The 24,123-nt window shown below is 71.7% G+C and carries 19 protein-coding genes; 6 read left to right on the forward strand and 13 right to left on the reverse strand.

From position 1 onward, the window contains the following. Nucleotides 1-21: 21 nt before the first annotated feature. The 4 genes from ACFUPX_RS07370 to ACFUPX_RS07385 form a co-directional block, all read right to left on the reverse strand. The gene (locus tag ACFUPX_RS07370; protein WP_383317452.1) at nt 22-1,158 is read right to left on the reverse strand and encodes a serine hydrolase domain-containing protein; all 1,137 of its coding nucleotides are present in this window, start codon (nt 1,156-1,158) and stop codon (nt 22-24) included. A 120-nt stretch (nt 1,159-1,278) separates the two neighbouring features. Continuing rightward, nucleotides 1,279-3,069 carry a TIGR03767 family metallophosphoesterase gene (locus ACFUPX_RS07375; RefSeq protein WP_383317454.1) on the reverse strand — a complete coding sequence of 597 codons (1,791 nt, stop codon included), beginning with the start codon at nt 3,067-3,069 and terminating at the stop codon, nt 1,279-1,281. Between the two features lie 259 nt (nt 3,070-3,328). Further along, on the reverse strand, nt 3,329-3,784 hold the full coding sequence (locus tag ACFUPX_RS07380) for an NUDIX hydrolase (protein ID WP_383317457.1): 456 nt from the start codon (nt 3,782-3,784) through the stop codon (nt 3,329-3,331). An 18-nt stretch (nt 3,785-3,802) separates the two neighbouring features. Continuing rightward, the gene (locus ACFUPX_RS07385) at nt 3,803-4,690 is read right to left on the reverse strand and encodes a pyridoxamine 5'-phosphate oxidase family protein (protein WP_383317460.1); all 888 of its coding nucleotides are present in this window, start codon (nt 4,688-4,690) and stop codon (nt 3,803-3,805) included. A 262-nt stretch (nt 4,691-4,952) separates the two neighbouring features. Here ACFUPX_RS07385 and ACFUPX_RS07390 point away from each other — a divergent pair, with 262 nt between their 5' ends. Next, entirely contained in the window at nt 4,953-8,237 is a 3,285-nt protein-coding gene (locus ACFUPX_RS07390) for a S8 family serine peptidase (RefSeq protein WP_383317463.1), read from the forward strand. A gap of 87 nt (nt 8,238-8,324) precedes the next feature. Here the strand turns inward: ACFUPX_RS07390 and ACFUPX_RS07395 are convergent, their stop codons facing one another. Both ACFUPX_RS07395 and ACFUPX_RS07400 read right to left on the reverse strand, forming a co-directional pair. Beyond that, complete coding sequence (locus ACFUPX_RS07395; RefSeq protein WP_383317466.1) at nt 8,325-9,095, reverse strand: hypothetical protein; 771 nt, start codon at nt 9,093-9,095, stop codon at nt 8,325-8,327. 2 nt (nt 9,096-9,097) lie between these two features. After that, entirely contained in the window at nt 9,098-9,619 is a 522-nt protein-coding gene (locus ACFUPX_RS07400; protein WP_383317468.1) for a sigma-70 family RNA polymerase sigma factor, read from the reverse strand. A gap of 201 nt (nt 9,620-9,820) precedes the next feature. On the opposite strand from ACFUPX_RS07400, the gene ACFUPX_RS07405 reads away from it, so the two are divergent. Beyond that, a complete protein-coding gene (locus ACFUPX_RS07405) occupies nt 9,821-10,837 on the forward strand; it encodes an aspartate-semialdehyde dehydrogenase (RefSeq protein WP_383317472.1) in 1,017 nt (338 codons plus the stop codon). Between the two features lie 93 nt (nt 10,838-10,930). On the opposite strand, the gene ACFUPX_RS07410 is transcribed toward ACFUPX_RS07405, so the two are convergent. After that, nucleotides 10,931-12,121, reverse strand: coding sequence for an MFS transporter (locus tag ACFUPX_RS07410; RefSeq protein ID WP_383317475.1), 1,191 nt, complete (start codon nt 12,119-12,121; stop codon nt 10,931-10,933). A gap of 71 nt (nt 12,122-12,192) precedes the next feature. Here ACFUPX_RS07410 and ACFUPX_RS07415 point away from each other — a divergent pair, with 71 nt between their 5' ends. Next, a complete protein-coding gene (locus ACFUPX_RS07415) occupies nt 12,193-13,137 on the forward strand; it encodes a LysR family transcriptional regulator (protein WP_383317478.1) in 945 nt (314 codons plus the stop codon). On the opposite strand, the gene ACFUPX_RS07420 is transcribed toward ACFUPX_RS07415, so the two are convergent. Beyond that, nucleotides 13,088-13,612: a DUF1203 domain-containing protein gene (locus ACFUPX_RS07420; protein WP_383317481.1), complete on the reverse strand. Its 525-nt coding sequence runs from the start codon at nt 13,610-13,612 to the stop codon at nt 13,088-13,090. The two genes, ACFUPX_RS07415 and ACFUPX_RS07420, sit on opposite strands and share 50 nt — an antisense overlap. Before the next feature lie 143 nt (nt 13,613-13,755). Continuing rightward, entirely contained in the window at nt 13,756-15,003 is a 1,248-nt protein-coding gene (locus ACFUPX_RS07425) for a flavin-dependent oxidoreductase (protein ID WP_383317484.1), read from the reverse strand. 263 nt (nt 15,004-15,266) lie between these two features. Between ACFUPX_RS07425 and pepN the strand changes: the two genes are divergently transcribed. After that, nucleotides 15,267-17,834, forward strand: a complete 2,568-nt coding sequence (gene pepN / locus ACFUPX_RS07430; RefSeq protein WP_383317487.1) for an aminopeptidase N — start codon at nt 15,267-15,269, stop codon at nt 17,832-17,834. A gap of 48 nt (nt 17,835-17,882) precedes the next feature. On the opposite strand, the gene ACFUPX_RS07435 is transcribed toward pepN, so the two are convergent. Beyond that, nucleotides 17,883-18,452, reverse strand: a complete 570-nt coding sequence (locus ACFUPX_RS07435; protein ID WP_383317490.1) for a CGNR zinc finger domain-containing protein — start codon at nt 18,450-18,452, stop codon at nt 17,883-17,885. A 104-nt stretch (nt 18,453-18,556) separates the two neighbouring features. Here ACFUPX_RS07435 and ACFUPX_RS07440 point away from each other — a divergent pair, with 104 nt between their 5' ends. Beyond that, nucleotides 18,557-19,729, forward strand: a complete 1,173-nt coding sequence (locus ACFUPX_RS07440; protein WP_383317492.1) for an epoxide hydrolase — start codon at nt 18,557-18,559, stop codon at nt 19,727-19,729. A gap of 49 nt (nt 19,730-19,778) precedes the next feature. Here the strand turns inward: ACFUPX_RS07440 and ACFUPX_RS07445 are convergent, their stop codons facing one another. From ACFUPX_RS07445 to ACFUPX_RS07455, 3 genes are all read right to left on the reverse strand, one after another. Beyond that, nucleotides 19,779-20,702 carry a LysR family transcriptional regulator gene (locus ACFUPX_RS07445; protein WP_383317495.1) on the reverse strand — a complete coding sequence of 308 codons (924 nt, stop codon included), beginning with the start codon at nt 20,700-20,702 and terminating at the stop codon, nt 19,779-19,781. Between the two features lie 51 nt (nt 20,703-20,753). After that, nucleotides 20,754-21,710 carry a DMT family transporter gene (locus ACFUPX_RS07450; protein WP_383317497.1) on the reverse strand — a complete coding sequence of 319 codons (957 nt, stop codon included), beginning with the start codon at nt 21,708-21,710 and terminating at the stop codon, nt 20,754-20,756. 195 nt (nt 21,711-21,905) lie between these two features. Then, nucleotides 21,906-23,360: an FAD-dependent monooxygenase gene (locus ACFUPX_RS07455; protein ID WP_383317500.1), complete on the reverse strand. Its 1,455-nt coding sequence runs from the start codon at nt 23,358-23,360 to the stop codon at nt 21,906-21,908. Between the two features lie 102 nt (nt 23,361-23,462). On the opposite strand from ACFUPX_RS07455, the gene ACFUPX_RS07460 reads away from it, so the two are divergent. Next, nucleotides 23,463-24,074, forward strand: a complete 612-nt coding sequence (locus ACFUPX_RS07460) for a TetR family transcriptional regulator (protein WP_383317503.1) — start codon at nt 23,463-23,465, stop codon at nt 24,072-24,074. Nucleotides 24,075-24,123: the final 49 nt, after the last annotated feature.

The following is a 24,123-nucleotide window of genomic DNA, read 5'->3' on the forward strand; positions in this document are numbered from 1 at the left end:
GCGACGGCCCCGCCGCCCACGTCACTTCCCGCAGAACTCCGCGTTCAGGACCGCGGGCCAGTCGCCCGCCGGGCCGTTGAAGTTCGCGGCGAGCGCGTGCCGGCCGTCCTCGCTGGCCAGTGACATCGACGTCGAGCCGTGGATGTCACCGCCGTGGCCCCAGACGACCGTGCCGCAGGACGTCTTGCGGCTGGCGAGGCCGAGCCCGTACCGCTCGTCGGGGCTGTCCTCCCCCTCCGAGACGGTCGTCTTCATCGCGGCGAGCTGCTTCTTCGGCAGGAGCTTGCCGCGCAGCAGGGCCGTGTAGAAGCGGTTCAGGTCCGCGGCGTCGGAGATCATCCCGCCCGACGCGCCCGCCACCGACGGGTTGAGCTCCGTGACGTCGTGGTTCTTGGCGTCCGGGGCGTCGGACAGCTTCGTGTACGCACGGGAACTCGGCTTCGGCATCGAGGAGTCCGTCTCCGGCACCTTGGTGGCGTGCAGGCCGAGCGGCTTGATGATGCGCCGGCGGATCTCGTCCGCGTACGTCTCCCCCGTCACCTTCTCGATGATCATTCCGGCGAGGAGGTAGTTGGTGTTGGAGTAGTTCCAGCCTTCGCCGGGATCGAAGTCCGGCTCGTGGCGCATGGCGATGGCGACCTCCTGCTCGGCGGTCCAGGTGTCGAAGCGGTGCGCGAGGAACTTCTCGCTGAACACCTTGTCCTGGAAGCCCTCGTCGGCCGTCACGTTGAAGATGCCGCTGGTGTGGTTGAGCAGCTGGCGCACCGTGATCCTGTCGCCGTCGTGGCCGTGGCCCTCGACGACGCCCGGCAGCCACCGCCCCACCGTGTCGTCGAGGCTCAGCTCGCCCTCGGCCACCAGCTGGAGCACCACCGTCGAGACGAAGGTCTTGGTGGTGCTGCCGATGCGGTAGCGGTCATGGGCGCCGCGCGGGCTCTGCCGCGCCAGGTCGCCGATGCCCGCGGCCGAGTTCCAGGTGCCGTGCTTGTCCTTGGCCTGCGCGGTCACCCCGGGGGCGTCCTCGTTGACGGCGGCCTCCATCGCCTTCTGCGTCGCCCGGTGCCCCTCCCCGTGCCCGCCACCATAACCGGGCGTCCCCGCGAGCGCCGGCACCGCGAACGCCCCCGCCGTCACCGTCATGGCCACTCCTGCCGCCACGCCCGTCAAGATTCTCTTGCGCGCTGACATGTCTCCCCCTCTGCTCATCACCTACGGACGGCCGGAGGGACTCCCGGGGTCGGTGAGGAGGTTGACCGCGCCACGCGGGTTGGGCGGTTTTCAGCCCTTCCTGAGGATCAGTTCCGTGTTCCGGTCGCCCGGCTCGCCGCCGAGCGCGGGCTTCGCACCTGGGGCGTTGAAGGAAAGTTCGCGGTAGAGCGCCGCGAGTCCGGTCTGGGAGAGGTCGGCGTAATCCGTGCGGTGCGGGGCCGAGGATTCGATGAGCGTGGTGAAGAGGGAGATCGTGCCGTCGTGGTTGTCGCTCAGCTCCACCACGCGGGCCAGCTGCGGGAAGTCGATGTGCGAGGCCGTGGAGATCTCCCAGAGGGATCCGCGCGGCGTCCGGTGCGGGGTGATCGCGTTCTTGTGGCTGTGTCCGTTGACCCAGGCCAGGACGGAACGGTGGCGGGCCAGGAGCGTCACGATCTCGTCGCCCCCGTGCCTGCCCTCGCGCGGGCGGCCCGGGTCCTGGCGCAGATTGCGCATGGTCCCGCTGGTGTGGTGGCTGAAGACGATGACGTACGAACCGCCGCCGTCCTTCTCCTCGTTGGCCTTCAGCTCCCGCTCCAGCCAGTCCAGCTGGGCCGTGCCGAGCGAGCCCTCGTAGTGGCCGCCGGGGTCCGTCGAGTCCAGGCTGATGCCCAGGACGTCCTCGCTGATGCGGAAGGAGTAGTACTGGGTGCCGGAGTCGAGGTTCTCCTGCGTATAGCCGTGACCGGCGGGGCCGTGGCCCTTGTGGGCCGGGTCGAGGTGCGCCTCGACGTACTCGGCGGGGGTGAAGGGCGCGCGGCTCTCGTCCGGGGTGACCGGGCGCATCCGCCGCGCCTCGCTCTTCAGGAGCTCCTTGAAGTGCGCGCCCTTGGGGTCGCGGCCCTTCTTGACGGCCTTCCACAGGGCGGCGCCGCGCGGCTCGTCCAGGGACATCAGCTTCCGCCCGCCGACGGCGAATTCGGAGAAGTACGAGTCTCCGGGTCCCCAGCAGCCGCCGGGCAGCGCGTCGTGGTTGCCGACGGTCGAGTACCAGGGAAGCCCGAGGCCCGGACTGTTGATCTCGCGGAGCGCCGCCTCTAGGAAGCCGTCGACCTGCGGGAAGCCCAGGGCCTTGTCGGAGTCGCGGAGGCGGTCGTCCGGGTGCCAGTACAGCTTCAGGCCGCTGTCCTGGACGCCCTCGTAGCGGCGCGGGTCACCGGTGTTGGGGTTGATGCGCCCGCCGCTCATGGTCGTGAGGAACCAGTCGAGCTCGGAGCGTGAGTTGTTGTCCGTGTTGTCTCCCGTCGTCACCACGCAGTGCAGCGGCGATCCGGTGGCGGGCGCGCCGCGCAGTGCGTTCACCCGCTCGACGAGCGCGACCGCGCCGGCCACCGAGAGGGCCTCCTGCGGGCGCCACGCGCTCGCGGTCTGGGCGCGCAGATACTCGTACCGCAGTGGGTGCTGCACGTCGACCAGGTGCAGGTCGGTGAACTGGACGAACGCGGCGAGCGGGGTGCGCCGCTCCTCGCGGCCCCCCTTGGCCGCGGCGAGGTCGCCCCGGACCACCCGGTCCCAGGCGGGCCCGTCCCCGAGCCGCCGGTAGCCGGACGTGCCGCGCGGGGCGGCGACGGCGGCCAGCGTGGTGCCGCCCAGGTAGGGCATCAGGGGCGCGGCGGGCGCCTGCCGGGAGAGGGCGACGGGGGCGGGTCCGCTGGCGGCGGCGTGGCTGGTGCCGGGCCGCAGGGCGTAGCCGATGCCCGCCGAGAGGGTGACGGCCCCGGTGGTCGCGAGGAAGGCCCGGCGGTCCACGGACGAGGCGGCCCGAGCGGCGGTGTGGGTGGCGGTCTGGGCGGCGGTGGCGACAGAGCGTATGCGCGACATGGCGCGGTCTCCCCGATTGCGAACGCGTCGGCAGTGGTCGCGGGCAGCTCCGCAGTGGGCGAAATTCCCGCTCGTACTGGATCGTTGACATCCGGGATGACCTGCACGTTAACGAGACCGCAACGGCCAACGCCGATCACCGTACGTGGATCATCCGACACCCTGCGCGGCCATGAACCCCTCTCCGGACGGAGAGGAGGCAGTCACTCCACGTTCATCTTCCGGGGAAGGGAAGGCTCCACGGAGGCTCAGGAAGGGCTCAGGAGGGCACGGCCAGGTGGCCGTCGTCGGGGCGGGTCCGCCACAGGTCGAGCCCGATGTCGACGAGCCCCACGCGGTCGAGATCGGTGACGGCGTCCAGCGCGTGCCAGGCCGCGAGATCGGTGGAACCGTCCCGCTCGTGGCGCAGCTCGCCGCCGGTGATGCGCGCCTCGTAGACGATGCGCAGCCCGTGGAAGTCGGCGACGGCGCCGAGCTTGCGCGGATAGCGGCGCCGCAGCGAGTCGATGCCGAGCAGCGCGCCCGGCTCGATCACGTACCCCGTCTCCTCGTCGGCCTCGCGGATCACCGTGTCGTACGGATCCTCCCCGTGGTCCATCCCGCCGCCGGGCAGCGTCCAGCGCTTGCTTCCGTCGCCCGCCACCCAGCGGGCGAGCAGCAGCCGCCCGTCCCGTACGCATACGGCGTAGGCCGCCACCCGGAGCTCTTTGTGCACAGAGTGACGCTAGTCCCCTTACCTGGGATTGGCAGGGGAGTACTCGGGCGGGGACCAGCACCAGCGGCTCGCGCCGAAGGTCTGGACGGCCTCGGTGAGGGTGAAGTGGACCGCGCGGGATCCGTCGTCGCCGTGTTCGGTACGGGCCGTGCCGGTGAGCTGGAGGGTCAGGCCGGTCACCCAGTCGAGGAAGAGCAGGCCGGCGCGGGGGTCGGCGGCGAGGTTGCCCAGGGACAGGAACATGGAGTTTCCGGGGTAGTCCCGCCAGGAGACTTCGTAGGGGGACGAGACCTGGACGAAGCCGGGGTTGCCGCCCCGGTGGCTGGCGTCGGCGCCCTCCGCGTGGACGGTGGCGAGGAAGAAGGTGTCCGCGTCGGCGATGAACTCGCGCTGGTCGCCGGTCAGTTTGACGCCGTGGCGGGGCGCGGCCGGGCGGCCCGGTATGCCGCCGCCCGGCGGGAGTTCCCGCCTCTGGATGTACTTGGGGCAGTTCGCGAAGACCCGGTCGGTCTCGATGGCCAGGCCGCGCGGTGTCGGGCGTGACCTGCCGTTCAGGCGCAGGCGGCGCCGGGTGCGGGGGTCGAGGGCGATGGTGCCCACGGGGGTGTTCTCCCGGGCGAGGACCTGCGTGAGGGGGTCGGCGCGGCGCGGGCCGCCCGCGATCGAGACCTGCCGCGGGCCCGTGGCGCGCACGAAGCCGGGGTCGCCGGTGAGCAGGGAGGCCCAGACCGCGCCCGCCTGGTCCGCGCCGCCGATCACCAGCATGGGCTGGACCTCCAGGAAGGCGGCGGCGACGGGGCGGATGCCCTCACCGATGGCCCGGCCCATGTGGTCGGCGGTCTCCCGCACGCCGACGAGGTCCTGAACGGCGCGGGATCCGTGGTGGTAGGGGCCGTTCGGGGTCATGTCGCTCCTGTCCGGCACTGCGCGCCCGGCTCGGAACCGGTTTCGGCCCGGTTCGGCGCACGCGGCGAAACGATGGTCGACGGCGTCAACGGCGCCGGACATCCGAATAATCCGCTATGCCGCCCGTGACGTATGGCGGGATTACGCCACCCTCTGATCCTCTCCGGACAACTCTCCCCAAACAGCAGTCACTTACGTAAGGCTGAGCGGTCATCCGGTTCCGGATTCCGGACCTTTTCGACCTTTACGTACAGGGATGCTGATGCACAGATCCAGTGCTAGACGCACGACCCGTCTCGCGATAGCCGTCGGCCTGACCGCCGCGCTCTCCGCCGCCGGGCCCATACCCATGGCCCTCGCGGCCGACGGAGACCCCGGGGGCCAGACCACCCCCAAGTCAGCCGGGAAGAAGCTGGGTTCGGCCGACGCCGATCTCCTCGCGGACGCGAAGGCGGACGGCGAGAAGACCGTCACGATGATGGTCGCCACCGCGCCCGGCGCCACCGAGCAGGTCGCCGACCAGCTCGACGCCGTCAAGGGCGGCTCGGTCGGCCGGACGTACGACAAGCTCGGTTACGTTCGCGCCACCGTGCCCACCGCGAAGGCCGGGGCCGCCATCGAGGCGGCCGGGAAGCTGTCGTCCGTGCACGGCATCGACCTGCGGCACGAGATCAAGATCGACGACCCGACGCCCGCCGCGGACCGGGCCAAGGGCGCGAAGCCGGCGGCCGAGGGCACGTACCCGGGGCCCGGCAAGAACACCCCGGCGAAGAACCCGTACAACCCGTCCTTCGAGACGGGCGCCGTCGACTTCGTGAAGAAGCACCCGAAGGCGGACGGCCGCGGCACCACCATCGGCATCCTCGACTCCGGCGTCGACCTGGGTCACCCCGCGCTCCGGAAGACCACCACCGGCGAGCGCAAGATCACCGACTGGGTGACCGCGACCGACCCGATCGTGGACGCGGACGCCACCTGGCGCCGGATGACCAACCCCGTCACGGGACCCGTCTTCACCTGGGACAGCGAGACGTGGAAGGCCCCCGCGGGCTCCTTCCAGGTCAACCGCTTCCGCGAGTCGGCCACCACCGGCGGCGACGCCAAGGGCGACATCAACCGTGACGGCGACACCACCGACAGCTGGGGCGTGCTCTACGACCCGGCCGCCGGAACGGTCCGCGTCGACCTGAACGACAACAAGGACTTCACCGACGACGACGTCCTCAAGCCCTACAAGGACGACCACCAGGTCGCCTACTTCGGCAAGGACGACCCGGCGACCGACGTCGCCGAGCGCGTCCCCTTCGTCGTCGAGATCCGCAAGGACGTGCCGACCGACCCGTACGGCGGCGACTGGGTCGGCAAGAAGGCCGACTTCGTCAACATCGGCGTCATCGAGTCCGAGCACGGCACGCACGTCGCGGGCATCACCGCGGCCAACGGCCTGTTCGGCGGCAAGATGAGCGGCGCCGCCCCCGGCGCCAAGATCGTCTCGTCCCGCGCCTGCACCTGGACCGGCGGCTGCACGAACGTCGCGCTCACCGAGGGCATGATCGACCTCGTGACGAAGCGCGGCGTCGACATCGTGAACATGTCGATCGGCGGCCTCCCGGCGCTGAACGACGGCAACAACGCGCGCGCCCTGCTCTACAAGCGCCTCATCGACGAGTACGGCGTCCAGCTGGTGATCTCCGCGGGCAACTCGGGCCCCGGCGCGAACACCATCGGCGACCCCGGCCTCGCGGACAAGGTCATCTCCGTCGGCGCCTCCATCTCCAAGGAGACCTGGGCCGCCAACTACGGCTCGGCCGTGAAGAAGTCGTACGCGATGATGCCCTTCTCCTCGCGCGGTCCGCGTGAGGACGGCGGCTTCGCGCCGATCATCTCCGCGCCGGGCTCGGCCATCAACACCACACAGACCTGGCTGCCGGGCGCACCGGTCGCCGAGGCGGGCTACACGCTGCCCGCCGGTTACTCGATGCTGCAGGGTACGTCGATGGCGTCCCCGCAGGCCGCGGGCGCGTCGGCGCTTCTCCTCTCCGCCGCCAAGCGCGAGCACGTCGACCTGACCCCGGCGAAGCTGCGTACCGCCCTCACCTCCACCGCGGACCGCATCCGCGGCGAGCAGGCGTACGCGCAGGGCACCGGCCAGATCAACGTGGTCGACGCCTGGAACGCCATCGAGGACGACGCGAAGGCGCACACCTACACGGTGAAGGCCCCGGTCGACACCGCCCTGGAGCAGGAGCTGAAGCTGCCCGGCACCGGCGTCTACGACCGCGAGGGCGGCCTGAAGACCGGCCAGAAGCGGACCTACGACGTCACGGTCACCCGCACCTCGGGCCCGGACCGCTCCGTCCGCCACGAGCTGGACCTGGTCAACAACCACGAGGGCACCTTCAAGCTGCTCGGCGACGGCGACGTGTCGCTGCCGCTGAACAAGCCGGTCACCGTCAAGGTGCAGGCGAAGGCCAAGTCGGCAGGTCTGCACAGCGCGATCCTGACCGTCGACGACGAGCGCTCCGAGGGCATCGACCAGCAGATCATGACGACGGTCGTCGTCTCGACGCCGCTCGCCAAGCCCGCGTACACGTTCTCGGGCTCCGGCGAGGTGCAGCGCAACAGCACCCGGTCGTACTTCGTGACGGTCCCCAAGGGCGCCAAGTCCCTGGAGCTCGCGCTCGGCGGCCTGAAGGACAAGAGCCAGACGCGGTTCATCGCGGTGCACCCGTACGGCGTCCCGGTCGACTCGACGTCGTCGCTGACCTGCTACGCGAACTACGACAACCCGGCCAACACCTGCCGCCCCGACCTGCGTTCGTACCCCGAGCCGCAGGCGGGCGTGTGGGAGGTCGAGGTCGAGTCGCGCAGGACGTCCCCGCTCCTGGACAACTCCTACAAGCTGGACGTCTCCGCACTTGGTGTCGCCTTCGACCCGGCCGTGCAGACGGTGCCGGAGGCGAAGGTCGGTACTCCGGCGCCCGTCTCCTGGAAGGTCACGAACAACTTCGCCGCGGTGGAAGGCAAGTTGAAGGGCGGCCCGCTCGGTTCGGCGAAGGCGGCGAAGCCCACGATCAAGCAGGGTGAGACGCAGACGACGACCGTGGTCGTGCCCCAGGGCGCGGAGCGGCTCGACGTCGCCATCGGTTCGACCGCGGACACCGCGGCGGACCTCGACCTGTCGGTCTCCAAGGACGGGGCCGTCGTGGGTTCGTCGGCGGACGGCGACTCGGAGGAGTCGGTCAGCCTGACCAAGCCCGCGGCGGGCACGTACGAGATCCAGGTGGCCGGTTACTCGATCCCGTCCGGCACGACCGCGTACGACTACCGGGACGTCTTCTTCTCGGGCGCGCTCGGCTCGGTCAAGGTCGACGAGTCGGCGCCGGTGAAGCTGGCGAACGGCGCGTCCGCCCAGGTCTCGGCGGAGGTCGCGGCCGACGCGCCCGCCGCCGACGGCCGCCAGCTGTTCGGTGAGGTGTCGCTCCTGAACGGGCGGGGCACGGTCGCCGGCAACGGCAGCGTGCTCATCGAGAAGGTCACCCCGTAAGACCCTCTCCCCGTGACACCCCTCCGGCCGGGCTGGCTCTCCAGCCCGGCCGGAGGGCTGTTCGGGGTCGGTCCAGGGCCGCTCGGCTCAGCACTTCATGCCCTTTCCCAGCCGCAGCTCCCGCTCGATCCACGCCCGGTCCCTGGCCAGGTCCTTCACTCCCTTGGACCAGATGTCCGGCGACGCCTCCCCCTTCGGGATGCCGATCAAGGCCCTGTCGCCGGGCCGCAGCCGCGGGTCCACGTTCACGTCCATCACGAACGTGACCCGCTTCGCCCCCTGGCTCGGCTTGTAGTAGCGGGTCACGTCCAGGACGATCCGGTCCTGGACTCCGCCGGGGACCGGCTCGACCCGCCGCACCGTTCCCTCGACGATCAGGCGGGCGCAGGCCCCGTACGCCCCGGACTTCTGGTCCCCGGCTTCCGGGGCCGCGTCCTTCGCCGAGCCGGAGCGGGAGTCGGAGCCGGAGTCGGCATCGGCGGAGCTCTTGTTGATGCCGCCCCCGCTCTCCATGCCCCGCCAGAGGACCCCGCCGACCAGCGAGACCGCCGCGGTCGCGGCGGCCACGCCCAGCGCCAGCGTGAGGCGGCGGCGCCGGACCCCCGCGGGCCGGACCGGTAGCGGCATCGGTTTCGGCACGGGCTCGGGACCCGGCTCCGGCTCCGGCTCCGCCAGCCTCCGCCCCGCCGCCCCGATGGCCTCCCGGAGCAGTGCGACGTCCGCCACGGCCGCCGCGTGCTCCGCCGCCAGCTCCGGGTCCCGCCCGGCCGCCTCGGGCAGCGGCTCGTCCATGAGGGCGAGCAGCAGCGCGTCGTCCTCGTACTCGCGCTCGTCCCTGATCACCTCGTCGTCGGCCACCGTCACACCACCTCGCCCTCGTGCAGCCGCGTCCGCAGGACCCGTACCGCCGTATGCAGCCTGCTCTTGACCGTGCCCTCCGGGATGCCCAGCTCGTCGGCTATCGCCCGCACCGGCAGATCGGCGTAGAAGCGCAGGACGACGACCTGCCGCTGGGTGTCCGGCAGCGCGTCGAGGCCCTGGGTCACGGCCATCGAGAGCGCCCGTGACTCCGCCCCGTCCTCGTCCGTCGCCTCCCGCCACAGCACGGCGAGCCGCTCCCCCAGGCGCTCCTGGCGCCTGCGCGCCCGGTGCCAGTCCATGGCGAGGTTCGAGGCGACGACGGCCGCCCACGCCGACACGTCACGCGGTGCCTCGTGCCCGCCCGCCGCCCGCTCCAGGAGCTTGAGCCTGACCTGCTGGACGCCGTCGGGCAGATCGGCGTGCGGCACCCCGCCGAGCGCGAGCACCGCCCGCACCCGGCTCTCCTGGGCCGCGTCGAGCGGGTCGGCCCGTTCCCGCCGGTCCCGTCGGTCCCGTCGCATTCTTCCGCGCAGCAAGACACCCCTCCCGTCCCCGCGTTTCCCCTAGGACGCGGGGAGCGTGCGAAACGTTCGGCCCAGGGCCACGGGAATGTGACATCCCGAACTTCGGACAATGGATTGGACAAGGCGCCCGTGGACAGACGCATCATGGAACCGGCGCGGGCCAAAGCCCGCGCCCATGCACATACGGAGGACATCCCTGTGAAGGTCGGAATCGTCGGAGCCACCGGTCAGGTCGGCACGGTCATGCGCAAGATCCTCGTCGAGCGGGACTTCCCCATCGACGAGCTGCGCCTGTTCGCATCGGCCCGCTCGGCCGGCTCGACCCTCGACGGTGTGACGGTCGAGGACGCCTCCACGGCCGACTACAGCGGCCTCGACATCGTCCTGTTCTCCGCGGGCGGCGCCACCTCGAAGGCGCTGGCCGAGAAGGTCGCGTCGCAGGGCCCCGTCGTGATCGACAACTCCTCGGCCTGGCGGATGGACCCCGAGGTCCCGCTGGTCGTCTCCGAGGTCAACCCGCACGCGATCGCGGACCGCCCCAAGGGCATCATCGCCAACCCGAACTGCACGACGATGGCCGCCATGCCGGTCCTGAAGCCGCTGCACGAGGAGGCCGGGCTGACCGCGCTCGTCGTGGCGACCTACCAGGCCGTGTCCGGCTCGGGCCTCGCCGGTGTCGACGAGCTCTTCGAGCAGGTCAAGAAGGTCGGCGACGACGCCCCGAAGCTCACGCACGACGGCTCGGCCACCGAGTTCCCCGCGTCGAACAAGTACGTCGCGCCGATCGCGTACAACGTCCTGCCGATGGCGGGCTCCATCGTCGACGACGGCCTGAACGAGACCGACGAGGAGCAGAAGCTCCGCAACGAATCCCGCAAGATCCTGGAGATCCCGGCCCTCAAGGTCTCCGGCACCTGCGTCCGCGTACCGGTCTTCACCGGCCACTCGCTGCAGGTCAACGCCCGCTTCGAGCGTCCGCTGAGCGCCGAGCGCGCCACCGAGATCCTCGCGTCGGCCCAGGGCGTCGTCCTCACGGACGTCCCGACCCCGCTGGTCGCCGCGGGCAAGGACGACGCCTTCGTGGGCCGCATCCGGGGCGACGAGACGGCGGAGAACGGCCTGGCCTTCTTCATCTCCGACGACAACCTCCGCAAGGGCGCCGCGCTGAACGCGGTGCAGATCGCGGAGCTGGTGGCGGCCGAGCTCAAGGGCTGAGGCCGAGACCGCGACTGCGGCTTTCCCGCATGCGGGCTTTCTCACATACGGGCTTTCCCGCCTGCGTACGCCGATGGGGGCGGACACCGATGCTCATTCGGTGCCCGCCCCCTTCGCGTACCCCACGACGAGCAGCGCGATCGCCGCGAGGCCGCCCCCGAGCCACAGCACGTCCGCCGTCCCGAAGCCGTCCGCGACCAGGCCGCCGGTCAGCGCGCCCAGGGCGATCGCCGCGTTGAACACCCCGGCGAAGAGCGCGGACGCCGCCTCGCGGGCGTGGGGCGCGGCGGCGAGCACCCAGTGCTGGGTGGAGACCGAGACCCCGCCGTAGGCGAGCCCCCACGCGACCAGGAGCGCCGCCGACGCGAGGAGTGAGCCGCCCGCGGGGCCGAGGAGCAGGACGACGGCGGCAAGGCCCGCGGAGATGACGAGCAGCGCCCGGCGCGGGTCGCGGGCCGCGAGGGCGCCGCCCGCGAAGTTGCCGACGATGCCGGCGATCCCGTACACGAGGAGCAGCCCGCTGATCAGCCCGGCGCCCAGGTCGGGCACGCGTTCCAGGACGGGGCGTACGTAGGTGTAGGCGGCGAAGTGCCCGGTCACCAGAAGCAGCACCACGAGGAGCCCGGCCCGCAGCCGCGCGCCCCGGAGCAGCCCGGGGAACGTGCCGAGCCGTAGCGCCGCCGAAGCGGGCAGCGGCGGAAGCACCGCGGCGAGCAGTCCGGCGACGGCCAGCGCGAACGCCGCCATCACGGCGAACGCCCAGCGCCAGCCGGCGAGTTCACCGAGGAACGTACCCGCGGGGACGCCGAGCACGGACGCCACCGCGATACCGCTGAAGATCACCGTGGTGGCCCGCCCCGCGGACTCCTCGCGCACGAGCCGTACGCCGAGCCCCGCCGCGACGGCCCAGACGCCCCCGATGCAGACCCCCACCAGTACCCGCGCGGCGAGCAGTACGCCGAAGGCGGGCGCGAGCGCGGAGAGGAGGTTGGCGGCGGCGAGCAGGGCCATCAGCACGCACAGCACCGTCCGCCGGTCGGCCCGCCGCACGGCGACCGGCAGGAGCAGGGCGGCGAGCGCCGCGACCACGCCGGGCAGCGTGACGGTCAGGCCCGCGGTCCCGTCGGACACGCCGAGCCCGGCGGAGAGGGAGGTGAGGAGGCCGACCGGCAACATCTCCGTGGTGACGACGGAGAAGGTGGTGGCGGCGACGGTGAGGACGGAGAGCGGCAAGGAGCGCTGCGGCTCCGCGAGTTCAGGGGATGCGTTCGGGGCGGCTTTCATGGGGTCAAGCCTTCGTCGGACACCCTGCCGGGAACAACGGCGAAGATCTCATCCTTGAATGAGCGGGGCTCATGGATCAGGGGGGTGTGCCCGTGCTCGAGATACGGGAGCTGGAGTGCTTCATGGCGCTCGCCGACGAACTGCACTTCGGCCGCGCGGGCGAGCGGCTCTACGTCTCGCAGAGCCGCGTCAGCCAGCTCCTCCGGGACCTGGAACGGCGGATCGGCACACGGCTCGTGGAGCGGTCGAGCCGACGGGTGCGGCTGACTCCGGCGGGCGAGCGCTTCCTGGCCGAACTGCGCCCGGCGTACGAGACGTTGAGCGCCACGGTGGACGCGGCGCGGGAGTCCGCGCGTGGGGTCACGGGGCGGCTTCGGATCGGCTTCCAGGGGACGGCGGACGCGCGGCTCATGGGGGCGATCGCCGATTTCCAGGAGCGGCATCCCGGCTGTGTGACGGAGATCGTGGAGGTGCCGTTCTCCGACCCCTTCGGAGCGGTGCGGCACGGGGACGTGGACACGGCGATCGTGCTGCTGCCCGTTCAGGAGCCGGACCTGGTGCTGGGCCCGCTCTTCTCCCGGCAGCCGCAGACGGTCGCGGTGTCGCTGCGTCATCCCTTCGCGGCCCGTGCGTCGCTGCGGGCGGCCGACCTCGCCGGGACCCCGCTGATCTCCGCGACGGCGCCGGCGCCCGCGTACTGGCGCCTGGCGCAGGCTCCGTCGATGTCGACCTCGGCCTCGGCCACGGCCGCCACCCCGCCCGCCCCTCAGGTGCGCACCCTCCAGGAGGGGCTGACGCTGGTCGCGGCCGGGCGCGGGGCGATGCTGCTGTGCCGCCCCACGGCGGAGTACCACGGGCGCAGCGACGTCACCTTCGTGACGGTGGAGGGGCTGCCGGACTCGGTGCTCGGGATGGTGTGGCGCCGGGACGCGGAGACCGAGCGGGTACGGGAGTTCGCGCGTTCGCTCAGGGGCGCCGGACCTCGAAGTGGAAGCAGCCGTACTCCACGGCCCTGACGTGCACGAGGGCGACCTCCGGGTCGGCGAAGGCCTCCGCGAACGCGGCGTCGAAGCCTTCGGTGGCGGGGCCCGGGATCTCCAGCAGGCGGCCACCGACGATGTGGCCCTGGGCGTTGTAGCGACGCAGGGTGCGCAGGGACCCGGGGCGGGCGAAGGGGTACTCGCCGTCGCCGGGCTCCGGGCCCTCGCAGTCCTGCGCGTGGATGAAGACGGGGCCCTGCTCGTCGTAGGCGCCGGGGGTGGCGCCGGTCTGCGCGGCCCAGCGGCGCAGGGGTGCGTACGAGACGAGGGCGACGCGTTCGCCGGGGGCGACGGGGCGCAGGCAGCAGCGGAGGGGGTCGCCGCCTTCCGCGTCCACGTAGGGCGCGCAGGGCCGTCCGGCGTCGTCCGTGGTGCGGAGTTCTTCGAGGGCGGTGGGGTGGATGGGCAGGGGGGTGTAGGTGGTGGTGGCGGCTGCGGTGGTTGCGTTCATGTGCCGAGCTTCGCGCGTGCGGGTGGATGGGGCTGGCGGCTTTCGGACGTCGCTCTCGCCGACCCCGCCCCTTCCCGACAACCCGCTCGGCGCGGGGGCCCTTCGGCCTCCACCGCCGGCCGGGCCGGGGAGCGAAAAGGCCGCTACCAACATCCCCGCATCCGCCGGTACCCCTCCCCCAGCCCCGCCAGCTCCTCCCCCGTCAGCACGTCCTCCACCCGCACGAACCCCTCCGGCGCGCGCTCGGCGACAGCGCGCAGCACCTCGTCCACCGGCATCGCCCGATTCGCCAGGGCCACGGCATTGGCGGGCCCCCACCTCTGCGCCTCGTAGGCCCGCAGCCCACTCACCCGGTCCACCCCGCCATGGGCCACGCACTGCGCGAGCACCCACGCGTCGAGCACCGCCTCGGAGCCACCGCTGGACCCCACGGGGTACATCGGGTGGGCCGCGTCGCCCAGCAGCGTCACGGGGCCCCTGCCCCACCACGGCAGCGGGTCCCTGTCCACCATCGGGTACTCCAGGATCCGGCCCGTGGAACCCGTCGCGGCAAGGAGCGCGGGCACGTCCAGGTCTCCGATCCGCCAGCCCGAGAAGTGCGGCAGGACATCGGAGAGGCGGCCCGAACGGTTCCAGTCCACCGGCCCCGGCGCCCCGTGGTGGTGCCTGGGGAACCGCACCTCCGCCACCCAGTTGAGCAGCGCGCGCCCCCGCGTCTCCGCCTCCCGCGAGATCGGGTAGACGACGAGCTTCGCGGTCGCGTTGCTGCCCGCGAACGCCATCGTCCGGCCGCCGAGCACCGGGTCCCACTCGGTGACGCCCCGCCACATCCGGATGCCGTTCCACAGCGGCGGCCCCTCCCCGGGATGCAGCCGGGCCCGCACCGCCGAGTACAGCCCGTCGGCCCCGATCAGGGCCCGCACCGGCACCGCGAACTCCCGCCCGCGCCCCACGTCCCGCAGGGTCACCCGCACCGCCCCCGACCCCTCCGGCTCGGCGTACCGCACGAAGGCCGTACCGGTCTGGACGGCGTTCTCGCCGAGCCGGTCGCGCACGGCGTCGAGGAGGATCAGCTGGAGGGCGCCGCGGTGCAGGGAGTACTGCGGCCAGTGGTGGCCCCGGGCACGGCCGAGCAGCTCGCCCCAGATGTGGTTGCCGTGCCGGTCGAAGTGGATGGTCTGGGCGGTCGGCACGGCCGTGGCGGCGAGCTCGGCGCCGAGGCCGAGCTCCGTAAGGACCTGTACGGCGTGCGGGAGGAGGTTGATGCCGACCCCGACGGGCCGCAGCGCGTCCACCGCGTCGACGACCCGGACCCCGATGCCCGCCGCGTGCAGGCTGAGCGCGGCGGTGAGCCCGCCGATCCCGGCGCCCACGACGAGTACGTCGGTCATCGGGCGCACCTCGCGCCACATGATCGGGGTGATCGCGTTGATCGCCGTAATCGCCGTGACGGCGATAATCGCGCTGCCCGTCGCAGTCCCATGAACGCTCCCCCCGGGGCGTGAGTCGACGCGCGGATGCTAGCGGCACGGCAGTCCGCGGACAATGCCGCGTGGTGCCCCTCGGACAATGCCCCGTCACGCGCGCGGACCCACGTGGAAGGATGGCTGGAAACGCCACAAGTCGTACCTGACGTTCCTGAGGAGATGACCGCGTGCCCGGCACCAATCTGACCCGCGAAGAGGCGCAGCAGCGGGCGAAGCTGCTCACCGTTGACTCGTACGAGATCGATCTCGACCTCTCCGGCGCGCAAGAGGGCGGCACCTACCGGTCGGTGACCACGGTGCGCTTCGACTCCGCGGAGGCGGGCGCCGAGACGTTCATCGACCTGGTCGCCCCCGCGGTCCACGAGGCCGTCCTGAACGGGCGCCCGCTGGACGTCGCCGCCGTCTTCCGTGACTCGCGCATCGCCCTGAAGCACCTGGAGGCGGGGCCGAACGAGCTGAAGGTGGTCGCCGACTGCGATTACACCAACACGGGTGAGGGGCTGCACCGGTTCGTCGACCCCGTCGACCAACAGGCCTACCTCTACACGCAGTTCGAGGTCCCGGACGCGCGCCGCGTCTTCGCCTCCTTCGAACAGCCCGATCTCAAGGCGACGTTCCGGTTCACCGTGAAGGCGCCGTCCGGCTGGACGGTCGTCTCGAATTCGCCGACGCCCGAGCCCAGCGGTGACGTCTGGTCCTTCGAGCCCACGCCGCGCATGTCGACGTACATCACGGCACTCATCGTCGGTCCGTATCACTCGGTCCACAGCTCATACGAGGGTCCTGGCGGCCAGTCGGTTCCGCTCGGCATCTATTGCCGTCCCTCGCTGGCCGAGTTCCTCGACTCGGACGCGATCTTCGAGGTGACGCGGCAGGGCTTCGACTGGTTCCAGGAGAAGTTCGACTACGCGTACCCCTTCGCCAAGTACGACCAGCTCTTCGTGCCGGAGTTCAACGCGGGCGCGATGGAGAACGCGGGCGCGGTGACCATCCGCGACCAGTACGTGTTCCGTTCGAAGGTGACGGACGCGGCGTACGAGACGCGCGCGGAGACCATCCTCCACGAGCTGGCCCACATGTGGTTCGGCGACCTGGTGACGATGGAGTGGTGGAACGACCTCTGGCTGAACGAGTCGTTCGCGACGTACACCTCCATCGCCTGCCAGGCGTACGCGGAGAACTCGCGCTGGCCGCACTCCTGGACGACGTTCGCCAACTCCATGAAGACGTGGGCGTACCGCCAGGACCAGCTGCCCTCCACGCACCCGATCATGGCCGACATCCAGGACCTCGACGACGTCCTGGTCAACTTCGACGGCATCACGTACGCCAAGGGCGCGAGCGTCCTGAAGCAGCTGGTCGCGTACGTCGGCACGGACGAGTTCTTCCGGGGCGTGCAGGCGTACTTCAAGGCGCACGCGTTCGGGAACACGCGCCTGTCCGATCTGCTCGGCGCGCTTGAGGAGACCAGCGGGCGCGACCTGAAGACGTGGTCGAAGAAGTGGCTGGAGACGGCCGGAATCAACGTCCTGCGTCCGGTGGTGGACGTCGATACGTCCGGCAGGATCACGTCGTTCGCCGTGAAGCAGGAGGCGCCCGCGCTGCCCGCCGGCGCGAAGGGCGAGCCGACCCTGCGTCCGCACCGGATCGCGATCGGTCTGTACGACCTCGACGACGAGAGCGGCAAGCTGCTGCGCACCGACCGCGTGGAGCTGGACGTGGACGGCGAACTCACCTCGGTGGACGCCCTGGTGGGCCGCGAGCGCCCCGCGGTGATCCTCCTGAACGACGACGACCTGTCGTACGCGAAGGTGCGCATGGACGCGGAGTCGCTCGCCTTCGTGACGGAGCACATCGGCGACTTCGAGGCCTCGCTGCCGCGGGCGCTCTCGTGGGCGTCGGCGTGGGACATGACGCGGGACGCGGAGCTGCCGACCCGGGAGTACCTCTCGCTGGTCCTGTCCGGCATCGCCAAGGAGTCGGACATCGGGGTCGTGCAGTCGCTGCACCGCCAGGTGAAGATGTCGCTGGAGCTGTACGCGGCGCCCGCCGGGCGCGAGGAGGCGCTGGCCCGCTGGACCGAGGCGACGCTCTCGCACCTTCGGGCGGCGGAGCCGGGCAGCGACCACCAGCTGGCGTGGGCGCGGGCGTTCGCGGCGACGGCCCGCACGGAGGCGCAGCTGACGCTCGTCGAGGAGCTCGTCTCGGGCAAGCAGTCGATCGAGGGCCTCGCGGTGGACACCGAGTTGCGCTGGGCCTTCGTGCACCGGCTCGCGGCGATGGGGCGGCTCGACGAGGCCGGCATCACGGCGGAGCTCGACCGCGACAAGACGGCCGCGGGCGAGCGGCACGCCGCTTCGGCGCGGGCGGCGCGGCCCACTCCGGAGGCGAAGGCGGAGGCCTGGGCCTCGGTCGTGGAGTCCGACCAGCTCCCGAACGCGATCCAGGAGGCCGTGATCGGCGGCTTCGTCCAGACCGAGCAGCGCGAACTGCTCGCTCCGTACGCGGAGAAGTTCTTCGCGGCGGTCAAGGGCGCGTGGGACGCGCGCTCGCACGAGATGGCGCAGCAGATCGTGGTGGGCCTGTACCCGTCGCTCCAGGTGTCCCGGGCGACCCTGGACGCGACGGACGCGTGGCTGGCCTCGGCGGCTCCCTCGGCGGCCCTGCGCCGCCTGATCACGGAGTCCAGGGCGGGCGTCGAGCGGGCCCTGCGGGCGCAGGCGGCGGACGTCTGATCCGCCTGCCGTAGCCGCAAAAAGCCCAGAGGCCCTGACGGGTGACCGTCAGGGCCTCTGGGCTTTGCGCTGGTTGGCGAGGTAGCGGGCCTTCTTCTGGCGATTGCCGCACGTGTTCATGTCGCACCATTTGCGGGTGCGGCTCTGGCTGCCGTCGAAGAAGGCGGCCCGGCAGGACGGTGACGCGCACAGGGCCAGCTTTCCGTCCCGCTCGCCCGCGATGACGCTGATCGCGTCGGCGGCGATCACGCTGAGCGCGTCCTCCACGCGGGATTCCGGGCCGAGCCGCCACCGCCGCTCGCCCTCGGGCGTCAGGATCGCCGCGGCCCGGCCCTGAGCGCTGAAGTCATTGATGACGTGGACGGCGGACGCGGGCAGCGCCTCCTGGAGCGCGGCCGCCGTCGCGGCGGCGTGGATCGCCTCCCTCAGCTCCCGGGCGAGGTCGAGCTGAGCAGCGGTGCAGGAGTCCACGGCCAGGCCGTACACCGCCAGCCAGTCGACGAGCCGGTGCGGAACGGGGATGCGCTCCACGGCGTCGCCGTGCCGCTCCGACAGGGTCCCCGTGAAGCTGGTCGCCAGCACCGTACCGAGGCGGAAGTCAGGGAACGCAGCACACATGGAACCACCTTAGCCGGTTGCAGCCCGGCTCGGAGAACTGCTAGAACCGTCTTAGCCGGTTCTTCGACGGGTCGTAGCCGGTTCCGCGACGGCCAGGAGGTCTCATGCCCCGCCCCACCAGCGACGTACAAGCCTTTGAAGCCCGCGCGACCGACGCCGATCTCGACGATCTGCGCGCCCGGCTGGCCGCGGCGCGGCTGCCGGAGGCCGAGACGGTCCCTCGCGCCGCGTCCGGGCATCGCCGATGGGAACAGGGCGTTCCGCTCGCCGACCTCGTCGATCTCGTGGACTACTGGCGCACCGGGTACGACTGGCGGTCGTTCGAGGCGCGCCTCGACCGGATCGGCCAGTTCCGCACGACCATCGACGATCTGGGAATCCACTTCCTGCACCGCCGGTCCCCGCGCGCGGACGCCACTCCGCTGGTCCTGACGCACGGCTGGCCGGGCAGCATCGCCGAATTCACCGATGTGGTGGACGCGTTGGCGGATCCGAAAGACGCGGACGCGCCCGCGTTCCACGTCGTGGTCCCGTCGCTACCGGGCTTCGGCTACAGCGACAAACCGGCCACCACCGGGTGGGGAACGGAAAAGATCGCCGCCGCCTGGGTGGAACTGATGGGCAGGCTCGGCTACGGCAAGTTCGTGGCCCACGGTGGCGACTGGGGAGGCAATATCACCACGGTCCTCGCCGGCCGGTACCCGGCGCACGTCCTGGGCATCCACACGTTGTTCGCGCAGGCGCCGCCCGGACTGACGACGGACGGGCTTACGGCGGCCGAGCGCGAATGGACCGAGGATACGCGCGACTTCTGGAGCCACCGCGCGGCGTACGCGAAGCAGCAGGCGACCCGGCCGCAGACCATCGGCTACTCGCTCGTCGACTCACCGGTCGGGCTTCTCGCCTGGATCCTCGACAAGTTCGCCGAGTGGTCGGACACCGAGGACAGTCCGTTCGAGACGATCTCCCGGGACAGCGTTCTTGACGACGTCACCCTGTACTGGCTGACGCGGACCGGGGCGTCGGCGGCCCGCATCTACTACGAGAGCCACAACTCACTCGACCCCGAACTGCGGGTCGACGTCCCGTCGGCGATCAGCATGTATCCCCGCGACATCGAGAAGTCTCCGCGCCCGTGGGCGCAGGAGCGGTACCGACAGATCGTCCGGTGGAACGCGCCCGACAACGGGGGACACTTCCCGTCGCTGGAGGTTCCCGAGTACTTCGTCAGGGATCTGCGAGAGGGTCTGGCGGCGGTGCTGGCCGCCCATCGGTGAGAGCGGGCCGCCCATCGGTGAGAGCGGGGCGGCTCCGGGGCGGCCCGGTCTACGGCAGGTCCGCCGCCCCCCGCGTGGCGACCGCCCCGCGGAGCGCCGAGAGGACCCTGCTGACCGCCGCTCCCCCCGCCGCCCCGCGGCGGACCGCCGCCACCACGTGCCGCCGCGGCCTGTCCTGGGTCAGGGAGCGCATCACCACCCCGTCACGGCGGACCGCCGCCATCCGCGGGACCAGGGCGACCCCCATCCCCGCCTCCACCATCGCCAGGATCGCCGTCCAGCCGGAGGCGGAATGCGCCTGCTCAGGGGTGAAACCGGCCCCTTCGCACGCCGCCCGCGTGATCTCCGACCAGGGGCCGCTGCCCCCGAAGATCCACGGCTCCCCGGCCAGGTCGGACAGGCGCAGCCCCTCCACCGCCGCGAGCTCGTGGTCCCCCGGAAGCGCCACGTCCAGCGGATCCGCCAGGAGTGACTCCCGTGTGAAGCGCGTGTCCGCGTCCGCCGGGGCGGGCGCCGTCACCGCAAGGGAGAGCGCCACGTCCACCTCCCCCGCGGCAAGGAGCTCGTACGCCTCCGCCGCCTCCACCTCTCGGACCCGCACCGAGATCCCCGGCGCCGCCGCCCTCAGCTCCCGCACCGCGGGGACCACCAGCGCGGGCACCGCGGTCGAGAAGGCGCCGACCCGCACCTCGCCCGCCTCGCCCTGCGCGTAGGCCGCCAACTCCGCGTCGGCCAGCTCCAGTTGGGCGAACACCGCCTCCGCGTGCCGCAGGACGAGATGCGCCGCGTCCGTCAGGCGCACCCGCCGTCCGTGCGCCTCCAGGAGCGGCACGCCCAGCTGCTTCGCGAGGTTGGACAGCTGCTGGGACACCGCCGACGGCGTCATCCGCAGCGCCTGCGCCGTCGCCGTGACCGTGCCCCGCTCGCTCAACGTCCGCAGGATCTGCAGCTTCTTGATGTCCCACTCGCTCATGGAGTCAACGTACCGACTGGTCAGGAGTGGTGTTCCCACCGGACGCCCCCCTTACTTCGTGCGCGCCGAGCCGAGGACGACGCCGCCCAGGATCAGCCCCATGCACAGCACCTGGAGCCACCCCATCGCCTCGCCGAGCACCGCGAAGGAGAGCAGGGCCACGCACACCGGCTGGAGGTAGTAGATGACCCCGGCGCGGGCGGCGCCGATGATCGAGATCGCCTTGTTCCAGGCGAAGAAGGCGATCGCGGAGGAGACGACACCGACGTACAGGAGCGGGGAGACCGTCCCGGCGGTGGGCTCGAAGCCGCCCTGCACGACGAGGCTGACCACGAACACCGGGAGCAGCATCAGCGCGCCCAGCGTGAACGTCGCGAAGAGGAACGGCAGTCCGCCGATCTCCGCGGGCTTGCGCTTGAGCAGCGCGCTGTACGAGCCGAAGGAGACAGCCCCCGCGATCACCCACAGGTCACCCACCGCGAAGTCCATGGAGAGCGATCCCCCGGACACCAGGACCAGGACGCCCGCACAGGCGATCAGCATGCCGGTCACCCGGCGCGCGCCGAGCTTCGCGCCGCCGAGCCGCTCGTACACCGCCATCAGGACCGGCGACGCGGCCATGATCATGCCCATGTTGCCCGCGGTGGTGGTGACGCCCGCCTGGTTGACCAGGGTGTTGTAGATGGTGACGCCGAGGAGGGCGGCCAGGAGCAGAAAGCGCAGGTGCTTGCGGAGCAGGGCCCGCTGCCGCCACGTCTGGCGTGCGGCGAACGGCGCCACCGCCGCGATCGCGATGATCCACCGCCAGAACGCGTGCTGGATGGGCGGCACGCTGTCGGCCAGGGCGCGCGAGGTGACGAAGCTGCCCGACCAGACGACCGTGGCGAGCGCCGCGAGAGCGAGGCCGAGGCCGATGGGGCGCGCGGCCCGCTGCGCCTTGCCCGCCGCCGACGTGCTGGTCCGCGTCGGCTCGGTGTGCAGGGGGGTCGTCCGGTCCAGGACAGTCACTGATATCCCTTGTCTCTCTCCCGGTCGTCCCGGGAAAACACGAACCCCGCCGAGGTGGGCACCACCCGGCGGGGATCTCTTGGCTGATCTCTTGGTTGGCTGCGGGACTACCGTCGCACCCCCGCACCCATCAGGTCCATCGAATCTTTTCGAGACTTCTTTGAAGGCAAACTGAACAGTCGGGCTCGCGTCGTTCTATGCGGCACCCCACTCCCCCAGCGCCGCCCGAATCTCCCCCGCGTCCGCCTCCTCCGCCGCCCACGCCACGTACCCGTCGGGCCGGACCAGGACGGTCGTACGCCGGTCGCTCGCCCAGTGCCTCGCGACCGCACGCCCCGCGTCGTACTCGGCGCCCACCGGTGCGATCAGCACGAACTCGCCCTCGCGCAGGGCCTCGTAGAGCCGGCCCTCCTTGAGCGCGACGTCCGGGGTGCGGCGTCCGGTCAGGCGGTGGGCGCCCTTCGGGGCGGGGTAGCTGTAGCCGATGCCGGTGATCTGGCCGATCGCCTTCTCGCGGACCGGGCGCACGGCGTTGACGAAGGACGCGAACACCGCGCGCGCCGCGATCGTCCACGGGCGCTTGGCCATCGCGAGCCGCACGATCCCCCCGCTGCTGCGCAGGACCGCCTTGCCGATGGGGTGCCGCTCGGACTGGTAGGTGTCCAACAGGCCTTCCGAGGCGCGGCCGTTGACCGTGGCCGCCAGCTTCCAGCTCAGGTTCACGGCGTCCTGGAGGCCGGTGTTCATGCCCTGGCCGCCCGCCGGGGTGTGGACGTGCGCGGCGTCCCCGGCGAGGAAGACCCTGCCCACCCGGTAGGCGGGCGCCTGGCGCTCGTCGCTGTGGAAGCGGGACATCCAGCGGGCGTCGTGCATGCCGTAGTCGCGGCCGAGCGCGAGCCGGGTGATCTCCTTGACCTCTTCGAGGTCGAGAGGCTCGCTGTCGGGGACGTTGTGGGCGCGGTTCCAGCCGATCACGCGGTAGTAGCCGTCGGCGAAGGGCGCGATGAAGGCGAACGCGTCACCGGCGGCGTTCACGGTGAGGACCGACGCGGGCTTCTCGGCCAGCTTCACGTCGGCGAGGACGAGCGAGCGGATGGCGGACTTCCCGGGGAAGGGCAGGCCGATGGCCTTGCGGACCGGGCTGTGCAGCCCGTCGGCGCCGACGACGTACGCGGCCCGTCGCGTGCTCGATTCCCCTCCTGGGCCCCGGACTTGGAGCGTCACGCCGTCCGCGTCCTGGGTGAGTCCGGTGACCTCGCTCTCGTAGCGGAAGTCGACGCCCGCCTCGACCGCCCGCCGTTCGAGGACGCGCTCCACCTCGTACTGCGGCAGGACCAGCAGGTGGTTGTAGCGCGAGGGCAGCTTGTCGAGGCCCACGTCGAGGCGGGCGAAGAGGCGCAGCCGGTCGAGCGTCCTGCCCTTGGCCTCCAGTTCGTCGGCGAGGCCGCGCGCGTCGAGCTGTTCGAGGGTGCGGGCGTGCAGCACCAGGGCGCGCGAGAGGTTGCTGATTCCGTGCGGCCGCTTCTCGAGCAGGGTGACGGGGACGCCCGCGGCGGCCAGGTCCCCGGCGAGCAGCAGTCCGGTGGGGCCGCAGCCGACGACGATCACTGCGGGGTCCGGGGTGGCGTTCGAGTCCTGGGTTCCGTTCATGGCGGCTGCCTCCTAGGGCCAACAACTGTTGGTCAACGCTTGTTGGCTAACGTAGGACCGCCGTCATGGACTGTCAACACGTGTTGGCCTACGATTGTTGGCATGAACGAAAGCCCACCCGATCCAGCGACGTCGCATGTTGCCGAAGCACCCCCGGCACCACCCCGCCGCTCCGACGCGACCCGCGGCGCGATCATCGCCGCCGCCCGCGAGCGGTTCGCCGCCGACGGCTATGAGCGGGCCACCATCCGCGCCATCGCCAAGGACGCGCGGATCGACCCGTCCATGGTGATGCGCTACTACGGCAACAAGGAAGGCCTGTTCGCCGCGGCCTGCGCCATCGATCTGCGGCTGCCCGATCTCACCGCGGTGCCGCGCGAGGACGTCGGGCGCGCCCTGGTGACGCACTTCCTCGACGTCTGGGAGAAGGACGAGGTCCTGACCGCGATGCTCCGCGTCGGCATCACCAACGCGGCGGGCGCCGAACGCATGCAGGGCATCTTCAAGGACCAACTGCTGCCGGTCGCGCGCCGCGTCTGCCCCGATCCCGCCGACGCCCCGGCGCGGGCCGGGCTCTGCGCCTCGCAGATCCTCGGCGTGGCGCTGACCCGCTACGTCCTGCGGTTTCCGCCGGTGGTCGCGCTGTCCGGCGAGGAGCTCGCGGACTGGGCAGGACCGACGGTCCAGCGGTATCTGACGGCCGAGCGGCCGTGACACGCGTAGGGGCTCTTCGTCGACGTACACACGCGTGGTGTGTACGTCG

It is taken from the genome of Streptomyces sp. NPDC057302, from assembly GCF_042667685.1.
GTDB lineage: Bacteria > Actinomycetota > Actinomycetes > Streptomycetales > Streptomycetaceae > Streptomyces.

Bases quoted from the DNA above. Each gene is read 5' to 3' on its own strand.
- ACFUPX_RS07415 (WP_383317478.1), top strand. From the start codon at position 12,193: ATGGATCAGGGGGGTGTGCCCGTGCTCGAGATACGGGAGCTGGAGTGC.
- ACFUPX_RS07385 (WP_383317460.1), bottom strand. From the start codon at position 4,690: ATGACCCCGAACGGCCCCTACCACCACGGATCCCGCGCCGTTCAGGAC.
- ACFUPX_RS07375 (WP_383317454.1), bottom strand. From the start codon at position 3,069: ATGTCGCGCATACGCTCTGTCGCCACCGCCGCCCAGACCGCCACCCAC.
- ACFUPX_RS07440 (WP_383317492.1), top strand. From the start codon at position 18,557: ATGCCCCGCCCCACCAGCGACGTACAAGCCTTTGAAGCCCGCGCGACC.
- ACFUPX_RS07400 (WP_383317468.1), bottom strand. From the start codon at position 9,619: ATGCGACGGGACCGACGGGACCGGCGGGAACGGGCCGACCCGCTCGAC.
- ACFUPX_RS07420 (WP_383317481.1), bottom strand. From the start codon at position 13,612: ATGAACGCAACCACCGCAGCCGCCACCACCACCTACACCCCCCTGCCC.
- ACFUPX_RS07435 (WP_383317490.1), bottom strand. From the start codon at position 18,452: ATGTGTGCTGCGTTCCCTGACTTCCGCCTCGGTACGGTGCTGGCGACC.
- ACFUPX_RS07460 (WP_383317503.1), top strand. From the start codon at position 23,463: ATGAACGAAAGCCCACCCGATCCAGCGACGTCGCATGTTGCCGAAGCA.
- ACFUPX_RS07390 (WP_383317463.1), top strand. From the start codon at position 4,953: ATGCACAGATCCAGTGCTAGACGCACGACCCGTCTCGCGATAGCCGTC.
- ACFUPX_RS07425 (WP_383317484.1), bottom strand. From the start codon at position 15,003: ATGACCGACGTACTCGTCGTGGGCGCCGGGATCGGCGGGCTCACCGCC.
- ACFUPX_RS07445 (WP_383317495.1), bottom strand. From the start codon at position 20,702: ATGAGCGAGTGGGACATCAAGAAGCTGCAGATCCTGCGGACGTTGAGC.
- ACFUPX_RS07455 (WP_383317500.1), bottom strand. From the start codon at position 23,360: ATGAACGGAACCCAGGACTCGAACGCCACCCCGGACCCCGCAGTGATC.
- ACFUPX_RS07410 (WP_383317475.1), bottom strand. From the start codon at position 12,121: ATGAAAGCCGCCCCGAACGCATCCCCTGAACTCGCGGAGCCGCAGCGC.